Genomic DNA, 15,460 nt, shown 5'->3' on the forward strand with positions numbered 1-15,460 from the left:
ATATCATCTGTGTCTTAAGCAAAACTGGCCAACTATTGCCATATTAAATGCAATGGTGTTATATTTACGCGCGAATTAGTTGATTACAGGGCAATTATCAGCACAGGCCAAGGAAAAATTATGGAAATCCGATAAATATGAATCAATCATTGCCTTCACAGCGTTCACGCTGTTTTTTGTTTCTAACCGTAGGTGTAATTACCACCCTGATTTTATTAATCAATGTCTCTTTTAAAATTGTACTGATTCAAGGGCTAATATTTTCTGTAAATGGTTTAATCTGCCCCCTTATAGCAGGCTTGTATTTATTAGCATTAAGAAATTGCACGATTAAAGAGCAAAGACACATGCTCAATATGTCGCTGATGACGTTGTATCTCTATTGTATTGGCGTTTATGTCCTAATCAATTTACCTGCAGCGGAGTACATGCATGATAATCCAGTGTATCAAATTATTTTTGAAGACATACCTAAAAAGTTCTTTGCAACTACGATTGCTTTTGCCTTGAGTTTTTACCTACCCCATCTTTTGGTTTATCCTAAATCCAGTAAAACTTCACCCACTCCCAAACAATGCATGCTTCTAGCAGTATTAGGTGGCATCAGTTTTTTTGGGCTGGACTTTTTTCTCTTATTTTCAGGAACTCATCTTCAAAGTTTCAAACAAATTTTTATTGATTCATTGATGATTGCCTCGCTTATACTACTCGTTATCGGTGTTTTCTATCTGACTTTATTATTGAAATACCAAAACTTATTTTTTCCTGAACGCGGCAGAGAAGAGTTACCCTTATATCATTACTTTATTTGTATTGCGATTGTGGTCATGCTTATTTGTTTAGCATGTGAATACAGAATAGTAACCATTATCAATAAATACATGGTGCTCTCGGCAAGTTCATTATTTTTTCCCATTACCCTGGCAATTAGTACCATTCTCGGTGAGCTTTGGGGTTATCGAGTCAATCTAAAATTATGTCTGATACTCATTGCCACCCAATTTACCTTCGATGTTTTACTAATGGGGATTGTAGCCTTACCCTCTCCAACATTTTTTAATTTGAATCCTTTCTACAACTACATTATGTTGAAGCGATTACCCACTGCTTCTCTGACCTTGTTTATTGGGTTTATCAGTAATGCCATGCTGCTCCATTATTTGAAAAACTCCAAATGGAACTTTCATCGTCCCTTACGTATTTTAATCGCTAATTTTTGTTCTACTTCTTTATTATGTTTGATTGACTATAGTTTACTATTCGGTGGCATCTATCCTTATGATCAAATTATTAATTTAGTAGCAAATGTTTGGCATTATAAATTATTAATGGCCTTGATTTTTCTACCATTTATTCTGTGGTTCTGTGCTTATATGGAAAAAAACAAGTCATTGGCTTTGCAGTATGATTGATGCGCGGAATCCGAGGATTTTGACGACATCCAAGAGCAATCAGGAATCTCCTCATACTAATCACCGTGCTACACAGTGGAGCTCCCTCACTACTGCGGGATGACGAGGTTAGGAAGTGTATTTGAATTATGGTGGAAAGTCAGATTTGAGCTTAGGTTGAACGATGAGCCCAATGTGACTTTCCAGTCATACAGCGTGAGTACTTATTTTTTCACCGGTCTCTTCCAACCATAAACCGTTTTCTGTTTTGATTCAGTGAGTGTCAACTCACCAGGAGGAACGTTTTTACGAATAGTACTGCCCGCGCCTATAGTTGCATAGGCACCTACCGTTACTGGAGCAACGAGCTGAGTATCTGAACCAACAAAAACTCCATCCTCAATAATGGTTTTATGTTTGTTTACCCCGTCGTAATTGCAGGTAATCGTACCAGCCCCCACATTAACTTGTTTTCCAAGAGTCACATCACCCAAATAGCTTAAATGACTTGCCTTAGAGCCCTCATCAAATACAGCTTTTTTGGTTTCAACAAAATTACCTATCTTACAGTGCGGAGCCAATTCGGTGCCCGTTCTTAAGCGAGCAAAAGGGCCAATAGTACAATCATTAGCAATGACACATCCTTCTAATACACTATTGGCATAAATCTCACAACCCGCTCCCAAACTTACATCGGTGAGTACGCAATTAGGTCCTATAGAACAGCCATCGCCGAGCACTACTTTTCCTTTAAATACGCAATTAATGTCAATGAATACGTCTTTACCACAGACTAACTCACCACGCACATCAAAGCGATTGGCGTCAGCAAGCATCACACCTTGCTGCAATAATTGTTCTGCATGCCGTACCTGCCATATGCGTTCTAACTGCTGCAATTGCAATCGGTTATTTACACCTTGAATTTCTGCGCTATCTTTTACACTCAGTGTTTTAATTGGGGTTTGACTGGCAACCGCTAAAGCAATAATTTCTGTTAGATAATACTCAGACTGAGCATTATCATTGCTCAATTTGGGCAACCAAGAAGCCAGGTCATCAGATAGTGCACAACATATCCCAGAATAAATTTCTTTTATATTCTTTTCTTGCTCATTTGCATCTTTTTCTTCTACAATGATGGAAACTTCACCTTGGTTGTCTCTAATAATACGTCCAAGACCGCTAGGATCTTCGAGATGAGCAACCAAAAGTGCCAAAACGGATTTATAGGAATTTGCTGTATGGCTGCATTCGATTAAAGCATGCAACGTATTTGCTTGAATGAGCGGTACATCAGCAGATAAAACAAGTACTTGTGTTTGTGGTGGAATAAAAGGTAAGGCTTGCATGACTGCATGTCCAGTACCCAATTGTTCTGCTTGATATACCCAATGCACAGGTAAGTCAGGGAGTGAGTTCTTAAGTTGTTCACCACCATGACCGTATATAACATGAATTACATCAGGATTTAGTTGTTGTGCGGTTTCTACTACCCGAGTCAACATAGGCTTCCCAGCAATTTGGTGAAGTACTTTAGGGGTACTAGAATACATTCGTTTGCCTTGTCCTGCAGCTAAAATAATAATTTGTAAGTTCATGGAGTTATGAATTCCTAGGTTAAGCACAATGACAGCCATGCGATGAAAAGTCTGTCTCAATAGTACAGGTATGATAACTAAATTACAGTTCAAGGAGTAGAGCGATGACCATATTTGTTAGAACAGTCCAAGCACTTATTGACCGAGTTTTGAATAAATCAATTGAAGATTCAATTGCTGATGATAATGGGATGTTATATGGATTGTTTCGAGATACCAAACATTCAGAACAACAAAGAAATATAACCCGTACTCTGCAAAAATTAGTTGCAGACTTTGTCCCAGAAGATACAGATAAAAAAAATTTAGCAGCCTTGCAATTACTCATTAGCGACATAGATAGCGCAGTTGAAAGTATGCGTGCAAAAAAATCATGGAAGCGCGGTGATTTGAATGACACTTTAAGTAAACTCAATTCAACCCTAGATCGATTCTACCGTTGTCTTGTGGAGAAATCTGAGAAAAATGAGAAAAGCGAGAACGGTGAGAAAGCATTTACTTTTATCGATGTCGCTGATGATGATGATCCGTTTAATCTACTTTGTGCTCATGCAGCTTATTATTTGGGCGAACACATTATTTGTCCACCAGAAGAAGGAATGCTCGCGAAAATATATGAAAAAGTAACCAATTCCATTAGTAACTCTACCGCGATAGAAATCAGAGCCAAAAAAGAAGAGTGCCTGATGAAAAATATTCTCATCTGTAAGAAAAAACTGGGCGGTTTAGATCCAGATAAACCGGATTACAAAAGTTTGCGTAAAACATTTGTTATTGAAGCAATACAAGCCATTCATAGAGAGAATGCTGAAATTTGTGAAGAGTCCAAACCAATTGACTCGATACCGGTGCAAGTCACTTTGATTGCCGTTGCTCGTGTAAAAGCACCAACTATAAAACCAAGTCGTGGCCGATTAAAAGTCGCGATGGACAATGCGTTTGAGGAAATTGAAGCCAGAGCACACGATAAAAAAGAAAAGGAAGAAGAGAAAGTAGCGTTATCACTTTAATTATTCGGTCTTAAAAAAATCCCATCTCCCCCGGGATGGGAAAAATTTGTTGAGTCGTCCCCTGGCCTGGGGCAAAAATATTTAGCTATGAAGTCAATTCACCACAAAGATCTGTTTCCATAAGCTTTTTTATTTCTAAAATTTCTAATCGCTTACTTAGCAAATACAATAATTTGCAATGAGCTGCCTCTGGGGTCATGTCATGACCGCTAATCACCCCCGCTTTCTTTAAAGAATGTCCGGTAGCGTATTGACTCATTTCCACACCACCTTGTTGGCATTGGGTGCAATTAACAATGATCACCCCACGTGCACAAGTATCCTTGAGTAATTTTAAAAAACGAGGATCATTATTTTGTGCATTACCTGCACCGTACGTCTCGAGGATCAAACCGCATAAAGACTGATTTAAAATATAAGTCAAAACCTCCGTAGCGAACCCCGGGAATAACCTGAAATTGGCAATAAACTGTGGCTCTATTGTTTGTAAATGAAAGGGCTTTTGCGGTCGTTTCAGCAACAAGCTTTTGTGAACTTTTATTTCAATCCCAATAGACGCTAGATGGGGGTAATTCGGAGAATCAAACGCTTTAAACCCTTGTGAACTAATTTTTTGTGAGCGATTACCGCGTAACAGATGTTGATTGAAATAAATACATACTTCGTGTATGGGCTGATTCGCACAAAGCCATAAGGAAGTGATCACATTATCGATTGCATCATTACGTACTTCAGATAAAGGAATCTGCGAACCGGTAATAATGACTGGTTTACCTAAGTTCTCCAACATAAAGGATAAAGCCGATGCAGTGTAAGCCATGGTATCCGTGCCATGAAATACAACAAAGCCATCAAAATAGGCATAACTGTCCGCTATATCACGTGCTATTCGATTCCAGTCGTACACCGTCATATTCGAGGAATCAAGCAGCGGATCATATTCTTTTATCGAATATTCGGGCATGTCTTCATGTTTGAGCAAAGGAATCTGTTGCAAAGCAGCTTCTACATAACCCGCAGCTGGCTCATAACCATTTTCTGTCTTAATGCTACTAATTGTCCCGCCCGTATTGATGATTAAAATTCTCTTTTTCATATGCTTCAAACTCAAAATATTTGTCCCAATTATATACGTTTATTGAATCCAGGGTAGGGTCATGCATACTGAGGGATTCTAATCCATGTATATGACCTTATATGTCAACCGAAAATCGTGCGCCATTTAGTGAGTATAGAAATGATTCATGATTCTCGCTCTTAAGCCTATACCTACAATGCTTTTTCGGGTTCGGATGCGGACAGGCACCATTTACGTTAATAGAAATAAGACGGATTTTGTTGAGTAGTTACCTTTTTTCAATAATAATTACAGATTTAATTGCCAAGCTCTCGCAGTTTATGGAAAAATCAAGCTATTAGCGGTTTAATCTAAACAGTGACATCATGGTGATTGATCGTGCCGGTTATCGGTTGAATGTAGGTATTATCCTTGTCAACGCACAGAATAGGGTTTTTTGGGGTAGAAGGACTGGTCATGATGCATGGCAATTTCCGCAGGGCGGCCTGGCTGCTGGTGAAACATCATTAGAAGCAATGTTTCGGGAATTGCATGAAGAAGTAGGTTTGGATAAGGAAGATGTTGAAGTGATTGGCTCTACCAAACGCTGGCTTAAATACAGACTTCCTAAACAATATCTGCGTCATGGCAGCGAACCTTTAGTGATTGGACAAAAACAAAAATGGTATTTGTTAAAGCTCGTTGCCAGTGAGCAGAAAGTCAAACTGGATCTGAGCGACTCACCAGAATTTGACAGCTGGCGATGGGTTGATTTTCATGAGCCAGAAGGGCAGGTTATTTTTTTTAAACGCCAAGTGTACTCGCAGGCGTTAAAAGAATTAGAGCCTTTATTGAAAAAGAATCGTCGTTCCCCCTATGGCATTAAACGAAAAAAGAGAACATAGGACAGCTGCGATTTAAAAATGTTGGTGAACGATTGAATTTGAGCATAGATTGAACGAAAATCGTACGGGAGTATTTCTCGCAGCGATTTTATTCCACATATACTCGATACGGCCGTTCCTTAATAGGGTGACCATTTACAAAAGAGGTAATCATAGGCATAGATGCTCAAAGTACTTAAACGGATAGTTCAAGAAGTCACTACAGCAAAGCAGCTTTCTGAGGCGCTTGTCATTTTAGTGCAACAAATAAATAAAGCCATTAATGCGGAGGCCGCTTCCGTTTACCTCATCGATACCAAACACGCTGAATATGTCCTTATTGCAACAGAAGGTTTAAACAAGCAAGCACAATTTCGGGTTCGCATCTCATTTGATAGTGGCCTTGTAGGCCTTGTCGGTCGGCGGGAAGAGCCTATAAATCTTGAAGATGCCCCTGCCCATCCTGACTTTTATCATAATCCGCTATTGGGCGAAGAGCATCTTAAAGCATTTTTAGGCGTTCCTATTATTCAGCATAGAAAACTCTATGGCGTCCTCATTGTTCAACAAACAGAACAACGTTACTTCGATGATACAGAAGAATCTTTTTTAATTACCTTAGCGGCTCAACTTGGTGGAATTATCGCTCATGCAGAGGCAACAGGTGAGTTAGCGGAACTAACCCAACCCAAGCCTATGGGTGTTACTAAAAAAGTTGAAACCAGTACAACCGCTCTAGCAGGGATTGGCTCGGTCCCAGGTATTGGAATAGGTACTGCGGTGGTTGTATATCCGCAAGCAGATATTGATGCGGTACCACAAAATCCAGTTGAGACTTTGGATGAGGAAATTAATGCGTTTTACGAAGCTCTGGAGTCCACTCGTGAAGACATGCACCGCTTAAGTAGGCGCATGAAGTCGGTTGTCGGGGAAGAAGAACATGCCCTGTTTGACGTTTATTTACGTATTTTGGATAAAGACAGCCTAGGTGTTGAAGTCGAACACATCATTCGTAAAGAAAAAATTGGAGCCCAGGCTGCATTAGCTACTGTAATTAAAAAACACATAGCCCAATTTGAAAATATGGAGGATTCATATCTTAGAGAGCGAGCCAGTGATTTCCGCGATTTGGGACGTCGTGTTTTAGCAGCATTACAGTGGTCACAACAAGAAGAGATTGTATACCCTAAAAGGACCGTTTTGGTTGGCGAGGAAGTAACTGCAGCAGCATTGGCTGAGGTTCCTGAAGGATACCTGGCGGGAGTTATATCAGCCAAGGGTTCTAATAACTCGCATGTTGCTATTTTAGCGCGCGCCTTAGGTGTTCCCACAGTTATGGGCGTTCGTGGTTTAAAATTAGATTCAATTTCCCGACGCGCCATTGTTGTTGATGGGTATTATGGACAAGTTTATATTTCCCCATCGAAATCTGTACTTGCAGAATTCAAACTTCTGGAACAAGAAGAACAGGCACTAAACCAGAGTCTAATCAGTTTAAGGGATAAGCCTGCTGAAACTACCGACAACTATAAAATTTCTCTGCAAGTAAACACCGGTTTAGCTATGGACGCTGGTTTATCCATGAGCGTCGGAGCTGAGGGTGTGGGTTTATACCGTTCGGAAGTTCCTTTTATGAGTCGGGATCATTTCCCTTCAGAAGATGAGCAAACCATTATTTATCGGCAAACATTGAAAGCCTTCGCCCCCCGTCCAGTAACCATGCGAACTTTGGATATTGGTGGCGATAAAGTACTCCCCTATTTTCCTGTAGAAGAAGATAACCCCTATTTAGGATGGAGAGGAATTCGGGTCACCCTGGATCATCCTGATGTCTTCTTGATGCAAGTGCGCGCGATGATGCGTGCAAGCGAAGAGTTGAATAATTTGCGGATCATGTTACCTATGGTCACCAATTTAAGCGAGGTTGAAGAAGCTTCTTATCTTATTGATCAAGCGTTTACAGAATTGTTAGAAGAAGGTTGTGTCATCGAAAAACCAAAGTTAGGTGTCATGATCGAAGTTCCTGCCGCTGCTTATTTGGCACGGGAAATCGCCAAGCGAGTTGATTTTATCTCTGTAGGCAGCAATGATTTGACCCAATACTTTCTGGCTGTCGACCGGAATAATGCCCGCGTTGCCGGCCTCTATGATTCCATGCATCCAGCGATGTTGCGTGTTTTGCTGAAGGTAGTTGAAGGAGGTCATGCAGCAGGAGTGGAAGTGAGTATTTGTGGTGAAATGGCCAGTGATCCTTTAGCTGTGATCTTATTAGTCGCCATGGGTTTTGATACCTTAAGTATGAACTCTTCTAGTTTACCGCGTGTGAAATGGGTTATTCGTAATTTAGCCATTGCTAATGCGCGCAAGATTCTTGCCGAAGTATTGGAGTTCGAACACCCAGCGCAAATACGTTTTCATTTACAAAAGGCATTAGAGGAAGAAGGATTAGGCGGCCTCATCCGTGCTGGAAAGTCTTTATGAATAAGAATCTGATTGAATCCAATACCCTGGGTGCAGCACGACAAAAACCTGCGCCATCCCGATGGCGTGGGTTCGGAAAAAAAGGAACTTAAAAAATATGCTAACCTTTCCGTACATTAACCCTGTAGCATTTTCAATAGGTCCAATACAAGTTCATTGGTACGGCTTAATGTATTTGATTGGCTTTGTCAGTGGCTGGTTACTCGCTCATTGGCGGAACAAGCACTATCACCTGGATTGGACTTCAGAACAAATCAGTGATTTGATTTTTTATGCGGCTCTAGGTGTCATTATTGGTGGCCGAATTGGTTATATGCTTTTTTATAATTTCCCGGAATTGATGCATGATCCCCTCTCTTTATTTAAAATATGGCAAGGAGGAATGTCTTTCCATGGTGGCTTGCTGGGTGTTGCTGTCGCCCTCTGGCTCTTTTCTCGCAAAAGTAAAAAATCATTCCTGGAAATAGGCGATTTTATTGCCCCCCTGGTCCCTATTGGTTTAGGTGCTGGGCGTATCGGCAATTTTATTAACGGGGAGTTATGGGGACGAGTGACTGATATGCCTTGGGGTATGGTATACAGTCATGTGGATAACCAGCCTCGCCATCCCTCTGAGTTGTATGAATTCGGTATGGAAGGAATTGGTTTATTTCTCCTTGTCTGGATCTATGCACGTAAACCTCGTCCCGCTGGACGGGTGTCCGCTGTTTTTTTAATGGGGTATGCAGTGTGTCGTATCATTGCGGAATTTTTCCGACAACCTGATCCACAGCTTGGCTATATTGCCTTTGGATGGTTGACTATGGGACAAATTTTATCTATCCCCATGTTATTACTTGGATTTTGGTTATGGTGGCTTAAACGATGAAAACTTATTTGAATTTATTAGAACATATTTTACAACACGGTACCCAAAAAACAGACCGAACAGGGACAGGAACCTTATCGGTTTTTGGGTATCAGATGCGATTTGATTTGCGCCAAGGATTTCCTTTAGTAACTACCAAAAAATTGCATATGCGCAGTATTGTGCATGAATTACTTTGGTTTTTAAAAGGAGATACCAATGTTGCCTATTTAAATGAGAATGGGGTCACTATTTGGGATGAATGGGCCAATAGCGATGGCGATTTAGGGCCTATTTATGGAAAACAATGGCGGAACTGGCCAACCACAGACGGCCGTACGATTGACCAACTCAGTGATGTGGTACAGCAAATCAAAACCAATCCTGACTCACGCCGTTTACTGGTCAGTGCCTGGAATGTTGGCGAGTTGGATCAAATGGCGTTAATGCCTTGTCATGCGTTATTCCAATTTTATGTGGCTGACAAGACGCTTTCGTGCCAATTGTATCAACGCTCTGCAGATGTGTTTTTAGGTGTACCTTTTAATATTGCATCTTATTCGCTACTCACTCACATGGTTGCCCAGCAATGCAATCTCAATGTGGGCGATTTTATATGGACTGGCGGCGATTGCCACTTATATCTCAATCATTTAGAACAAGCGCGTACGCAATTAAGCAGAGAACCCTTACCCCTAGCTACCTTAAATATAAAACGCAAAGCCTCATCGTTATTTGATTATGTTTATGATGATTTTGAGTTCGTAAATTATCAATCTCATCCCGCAATCAAAGCGCCAATTGCGGTTTAAATAAGCAATGAATCAAATTATGAGATACTCAAGCGGGTAAAAATCACTTTCTGAACTTGTAAATATTCTCGATTGTCGGTCCGCTTGAGTACTTTTGCAACTTGTTGCTTCGAAAAGAAGGCTACATTTATTTAGATGCATAATAATTATAACTAATAATATAAACACCTACTCCAATAAGTAGAGTACCTATAAAAATCTTTACTGTAAGCGTTTCACCCAAAATAAAGTAAGAGGACAGCGCTATGAGTATATAGACAAATGAGGATACAGATAATGCCAGATATAAAGGCATAGTTTTTAAGATACTCATCCAAATCAAAAAGGAAATGACCAAAGTTGCATACCCTGCAAAAATATAACCATTTACGTAGTGGTCTTGAGCAACGGCAACTACAGCGCCCTTTTTAATTAATAATTGAGTAACCGTATCACTAATGATCAATGAGACCCAGAGCAAAAAAGCCTTCATATGCACCTAATCCTATTGGAGTGAGTTTTAATAATTCTATTCGAGAAAAGCATGAGCACTCGAGCTAATTTCAAGGGCTTAGCCCAAATCTTACAAGGAATTGCAGAAAATCCTAATGCTCTTTTAGATTCCCCACAACCTTGCCCTGCAACATACCACTGAAAACCTTGTTTCTTTGCCCAATCTAATATGTAGAGAATGCTCATTGAGTAAAAAGAGAATTTATGCGCGACTGCGGGTATACTCCCTATATATTTATCAAAAATCATCTGATCTTTGAGGTAGAGTAAAGTAAAAGCAAAAGGTGTATTATGATGTTCATAAATAAAGATTTTGCATTGGTCATTAAGCAATGCGGCCATATAAAAGTCGATGGTCAACTTTTCTAATTTTAATACTGCATTTTGCCAGGTATGTTCATAAGCAGTCATAATAAATGAAATATCATTCTGGGTTGCTTCTCTTACCTGTACCATTTTTTGAAAACGGATCCATCTATTTTTTAACCCCCTTCGCCTCCCTTTTGATAAGGTAGAGAAAAAATCATCCAGACTCATAGGCACTTTATGATACCAAATTGGATCATGCTCAATGGGTATAAACTCTCTTTTTATTAAGCTTGCTTCAAGAAAATGACCATCAGGTAAATCTTTAACCGCAATAGCAGAGACATTCTGGCTCTTAGCAAGGTTAAATACCTTTTCAATTTGCATTTCAATTGCATTCATACTGTTGCATGCGGGAAATAAATCTGTAATGGGATTACCCCAAAAAAGGATCGATAAGGAGGGAAGTGGAATAGGCGTTTCAAGTAAATTGGATAAATTCACTTTTCCCAAAAAAACAAAAGTAGTAGAATTATCTTCCAGTTTGATTTCTTGAGGCAAGAACTGAGGATCGGGATGTTTTAAATAAAGGGAGAGCCAATCTCTGCCTTCAAAAAAATTTTGAAGTTGTATATTCATAATAATGTTAAGTCCTATTCCAGTAATATTATCCCCATAACTATCATTCCCACGCCAATCCACTGCGCGAAATTTATTTTTTCTTTTAAAAAAATACACGAAAAAAAGATAACAATCAGTTGTTGTATTCCGGTCAGTGGGAAAGCAATATTTAAGGGTAGGTGTCTCAAGATGAATACCCAGGCTATAAATTCCATTAAAAAAAGGGAAATTCCCATAAATAAATAAATATTTTTAAAAAGGCTCAAATAATAATTAATACCTGCTAGGGATGAGCTTGCAAGTGCACATTTTTTAAAAGCCAGCTGACCGAGGGCTTCGAGAAGAGAGCAAAATAAAAATAATGGAATCCATTCAAGCACCATCATTTAATTCGACTCCCAATGTTTCCATAATATATTGGTTAAGCTCATTAGGTTTTAATCGATTGTCACCCTCAATTGCTCGCAATGTGGGATGCTCCCAGTGCGACATGGTCCGTTTAATAACGCTTTTATAACGAACGGGCTCCGTTCGTTCCCCGGTTATATCAGCTCCTATGATTCTATATTGAGTTAACAAAGCTAACATTTCCAAAAAATCAGTTATTTTTAGAATACCTTGATCCCAATCTGTTTCAACTTCTTGAGCTGAGAAAACATCTTTATCGATACTTATATATATGGGTAAATCCCTATCAATTTGTTGTAATGCATTTTGATAACCCTGAATTCCTTGACTCTGCACATCTTGTGCTGAAAACGCAATGAAGTGCTTTTTTCGTATTAATTGGTTTAAACCGAATAGTCGATCAAACCAGCAATATCCATCTGTAGCACCAATATGAAGGATCTTTTTGCATAGTGACAGCTGCGCCGCGCTGTAAAGCCAATTACCACAATGAAACCTAGGGGGCATGAAACTGCAATCGGTATGATTATCAAATACAATTAAATTAAAAGGTTCTTTAATTCGTTCTAAAAAAAAATAAGATAGATGATGAAAATCTCCAGAACCTAATAGTGTAAATAACGTTGTCTTAATATCTAGATTATTTAGTAATTCGCGAAAAACATTAACGCTTTTATTTGTAGTATAAAACCTCAATGACTCCTCATATCGAGAAAGATCAATTCTGTGTAACGTATCACTAAAGCTGAGTGATCTCGACGGTTGTTGATGCTGAGACTCTATACATAAAATCTGCATAAGTTTATTCCATCACCTAAAACTTATACCATTGAGTATAGACTCAAATTAATAAAACAACGGCATTGCTAATTTTCTAACGAGATTTTATTTAAAAAATCTACGAATTTTATCAGGTAAGGGAACCGATTTATTTTGAACATAATCCACCCAAACAATTTTACAACTGCCTTGGGCCATTAGTAGCTCATCCTGGTATAAATCATGGTCCATCATCATGCTGGAATTTCCCAGACTGTGTATTTTGGAACACAAAGTCACTGTCGCCGGATAAATGACCGGTTTTAAAAAAGTGCATGCAACATGAATTACTACAGGCCCGGTATTTTCAGTCATACTGATATTGAGTTGTCGTAACCATTCAATACGGGCTTCCTGAAAATAATCAAAATAGCGTGCATTGTTTACATGCCCCAGTGCATCCATATCCCCCCAAGCGATGGAAAAAACTTTTTTATGTACTTCAATTTTCGAATCAACCACTTATCGACCTCCTTCAAGATAAATCCATAGGATCCACATCCACATTCCACCGTACACCATTACTTAATTTATTTCCCATAAGCCATTCTCGTAATTGCGTTAAAACATTTTTTAATTTTTTTCGCGATGAGGACTTAAGTAACAGTTGCATCCGATATTGATTGGCTTTACGTGGCATAGGAGCAGGTGCTGGCCCCATCACCGTGATGGAGTGTTCTAGCATTTGCTCTTTCGCTGCATGTAAAAATTTTAATACACTTCCAGCGACTTTTCCTTGTGCCCTGATTATGGCCAAATAGTGAAAAGGAGGAAGTTGAGCTTGTTGCCGGGTAGTTAATAACGCATCCGCAAAACTATCATATCCTTGCTGAATCAATAAATTAAGTAACGGGTGATTGGGTAAATGCGTTTGAATCAAAACCTGACCGTCGTGGTCTGCTCGCCCTGCACGCCCTGAAACTTGCATTAATAGCTGCCCTAAATGCTCTAGAGCTCGGAAATCCTGATTATAAAGTCCCGCATCTGCATCCAGAATAACCACTAAAGAGAGACGAGGAAAATGATGGCCTTTTGCTAACATTTGGGTGCCAACGATTAACTGTGCCTCGCCTTGATGAATTTTGTTTAGATGTTCATTTAAAGCGTTTTTTTTACGCACGGCATCACGATCGATGCGCACTACTTCCGTATTCGGAAAGTAAGCGCTTAGAAACTCATGGATACGTTGGGTTCCTGCCCCAACTGGAATCAATTCCATGCTTTGACAGCTTTGGCAATGACTCGGAGTTTTTTGGGTCAATCCACAATGATGACATATCATCTGCCCTAACTGTTTGTGCAGCGTTAAATGGCTATCACAAGCACGACAGTCAGCCATCCAGCCACATTGATGGCATAACAAAACTGGGGAAAACCCACGACGGTTGATGAATACCATTACCTGATTTTGTTTGCGTAAATGCTCTTTAATGACGTGCAACGTTGTTGCTGCCAAACCATGCTGTAATGTTTGCGAACGTAAATCAATGAGTTGATAATGCAAAGGGGTAATTGAAAGCGCTTTATGATTCAGACGTAATAAGGTGTATTTCTTTTGCCTCACATTATGCATGCTTTCAAGGCTAGGGGTTGCTGAACCTAAAATAATAGGGATGTTGGCCAAATGCGCCCGCATTAGCGCCGCATCTCGGGCAGAATAACGTACCCCTTCCATTTGTTTCAATGATGCATCATGCTCTTCGTCAATGACAATGAGTCCTAAATTGGGCATAGGTGTAAACAGTGCAGCCCGCGTTCCAATCACCATTTGCACCTTGCTTTCCCTTGCTAATTGCCATGCAACTTGCCGCTCCGTTTCATTCAAACTGGAATGAATTACAGCAATTGGTTGCTTAAAGCGTGCCGTAAAGCGTGAGACTAATTGCGGGGTTAACCCGATTTCAGGAACGAGCACTAAAACTTGTTTTTGTTGCGCTAATACTTGCGCGATTACCTGCAAATAGACTTCTGTTTTGCCACTCCCGGTAACCCCTTGCAATAAAAAGCATTGATATTGGTGTAAAGCTTCCGTGATCGCCGCCACAGCCACAGCTTGTTCGAGATTAAGTGTTAAGGGGGATGATAATGAGGCCTCTGCGTTTTCTGGGAGCATGATCTGCTGGGATAAAGAAATAACCTGAGCTGCAAGTAAATTACACAGTTGCGTGGAATTGAATCCCCTCTCTGTCAAACGATGTTTGGCCACCGGCTCCTTTTGTCCACTCAAGAACTCGATAAGCTCCAATTGCTTATGTGCACGAGCAGGGATACGCTTTTTGGCCTCATCGACAGGTAATGCCAGGTGATAAAAATCCCCTGTCGGCAATTGGCAAGGTTCTCCTAATCGATATTTTTTAGGTAAAGCCAGGGGTAATACTTCAGATAAAGGCGATTGATAATAATTGGCAATCCATGAGCATAAAGTCAACATGGTTTCATCGATTAAAGGTTGTTCATCAATAACCGTATGAATATTTTTTAGGGAAGTCACATCATACACAGAGTTGATTTTACCGATTACCACCCCTAACCGAGTTTGTTTGCGAAAAGGAACCCAGACTCGAACACCGATAGATGGGTTTAAACCTTCTGCGACATAATCAAAACAATCTCGATGCGTGTGTGGGATGCAAACTTGATAAACAGTCATTCTTCCCTGCGATTTGCTCCCGGAACTCTCATCATCGACACACTCTAAAGAAGTATCTTGAGCTGACACAGAATTTTTCCC

At 39.9% G+C, this 15,460-nt stretch carries 14 protein-coding genes; 6 read left to right on the top strand and 8 right to left on the bottom strand.

Annotation, left to right across the window (positions count from 1 at the left end):
* The first annotated feature begins 137 nt into the window (after positions 1-137).
* Positions 138-1,412 (top strand): VUT family protein, encoded by a 1,275-nt coding sequence (locus ACF8MK_RS04295; protein ID WP_392538325.1) that lies wholly within the window; start codon positions 138-140, stop codon positions 1,410-1,412.
* A gap of 203 nt (positions 1,413-1,615) precedes the next feature.
* On the opposite strand, the gene glmU is transcribed toward ACF8MK_RS04295, so the two are convergent.
* A complete protein-coding gene (glmU, locus tag ACF8MK_RS04300) occupies positions 1,616-2,992 on the bottom strand; it encodes a bifunctional UDP-N-acetylglucosamine diphosphorylase/glucosamine-1-phosphate N-acetyltransferase GlmU (protein WP_392538326.1) in 1,377 nt (458 codons plus the stop codon).
* A gap of 104 nt (positions 2,993-3,096) precedes the next feature.
* On the opposite strand from glmU, the gene ACF8MK_RS04305 reads away from it, so the two are divergent.
* Complete coding sequence (locus ACF8MK_RS04305; protein ID WP_028382455.1) at positions 3,097-4,002, top strand: hypothetical protein; 906 nt, start codon at positions 3,097-3,099, stop codon at positions 4,000-4,002.
* 85 nt (positions 4,003-4,087) lie between these two features.
* On the opposite strand, the gene ansA is transcribed toward ACF8MK_RS04305, so the two are convergent.
* Positions 4,088-5,098: an asparaginase gene (ansA, locus tag ACF8MK_RS04310; RefSeq protein WP_265701865.1), complete on the bottom strand. Its 1,011-nt coding sequence runs from the start codon at positions 5,096-5,098 to the stop codon at positions 4,088-4,090.
* A gap of 350 nt (positions 5,099-5,448) precedes the next feature.
* On the opposite strand from ansA, the gene ACF8MK_RS04315 reads away from it, so the two are divergent.
* The 4 genes from ACF8MK_RS04315 (at position 5,449) to thyA (ending at position 10,083) form a co-directional block, all read left to right on the top strand.
* Complete coding sequence (locus tag ACF8MK_RS04315) at positions 5,449-5,964, top strand: RNA pyrophosphohydrolase (protein WP_392538916.1); 516 nt, start codon at positions 5,449-5,451, stop codon at positions 5,962-5,964.
* A 162-nt stretch (positions 5,965-6,126) separates the two neighbouring features.
* The gene (ptsP, locus tag ACF8MK_RS04320) at positions 6,127-8,424 is read left to right on the top strand and encodes a phosphoenolpyruvate--protein phosphotransferase (protein ID WP_392538327.1); all 2,298 of its coding nucleotides are present in this window, start codon (positions 6,127-6,129) and stop codon (positions 8,422-8,424) included.
* Between the two features lie 97 nt (positions 8,425-8,521).
* Positions 8,522-9,292: a prolipoprotein diacylglyceryl transferase gene (gene lgt, locus ACF8MK_RS04325; protein WP_028382451.1), complete on the top strand. Its 771-nt coding sequence runs from the start codon at positions 8,522-8,524 to the stop codon at positions 9,290-9,292.
* On the top strand, positions 9,289-10,083 hold the full coding sequence (gene thyA / locus ACF8MK_RS04330; protein ID WP_392538328.1) for a thymidylate synthase: 795 nt from the start codon (positions 9,289-9,291) through the stop codon (positions 10,081-10,083). The genes lgt and thyA overlap by 4 nt, the downstream gene beginning before the upstream one ends.
* 127 nt (positions 10,084-10,210) lie before the next feature.
* On the opposite strand, the gene ACF8MK_RS04335 is transcribed toward thyA, so the two are convergent.
* From ACF8MK_RS04335 to ACF8MK_RS04360, 6 genes are all read right to left on the bottom strand, one after another.
* The gene (locus ACF8MK_RS04335) at positions 10,211-10,555 is read right to left on the bottom strand and encodes an EamA family transporter (RefSeq protein WP_392538329.1); all 345 of its coding nucleotides are present in this window, start codon (positions 10,553-10,555) and stop codon (positions 10,211-10,213) included.
* Positions 10,552-11,520, bottom strand: coding sequence for a GNAT family N-acetyltransferase (locus ACF8MK_RS04340; RefSeq protein WP_392538330.1), 969 nt, complete (start codon positions 11,518-11,520; stop codon positions 10,552-10,554). The genes ACF8MK_RS04335 and ACF8MK_RS04340 overlap by 4 nt, the downstream gene beginning before the upstream one ends.
* A 14-nt stretch (positions 11,521-11,534) precedes the next feature.
* Entirely contained in the window at positions 11,535-11,888 is a 354-nt protein-coding gene (locus ACF8MK_RS04345) for an EamA family transporter (protein WP_392538331.1), read from the bottom strand.
* Complete coding sequence (locus ACF8MK_RS04350) at positions 11,875-12,708, bottom strand: arginase family protein (RefSeq protein ID WP_392538332.1); 834 nt, start codon at positions 12,706-12,708, stop codon at positions 11,875-11,877. Before ACF8MK_RS04350 ends, ACF8MK_RS04345 begins: the two co-directional genes overlap by 14 nt.
* A gap of 87 nt (positions 12,709-12,795) precedes the next feature.
* Positions 12,796-13,134 carry an acyl-CoA thioesterase gene (locus ACF8MK_RS04355; RefSeq protein ID WP_392538917.1) on the bottom strand — a complete coding sequence of 113 codons (339 nt, stop codon included), beginning with the start codon at positions 13,132-13,134 and terminating at the stop codon, positions 12,796-12,798.
* Between the two features lie 70 nt (positions 13,135-13,204).
* The gene (locus tag ACF8MK_RS04360) at positions 13,205-15,379 is read right to left on the bottom strand and encodes a primosomal protein N' (RefSeq protein ID WP_392538918.1); all 2,175 of its coding nucleotides are present in this window, start codon (positions 15,377-15,379) and stop codon (positions 13,205-13,207) included.
* Between the last annotated feature and the right edge of the window lie 81 nt (positions 15,380-15,460).

The organism is Legionella sp. 227 (genome assembly GCF_043161935.1).
Classification (GTDB): Bacteria; Pseudomonadota; Gammaproteobacteria; order Legionellales; family Legionellaceae; genus Legionella; species Legionella sheltonii.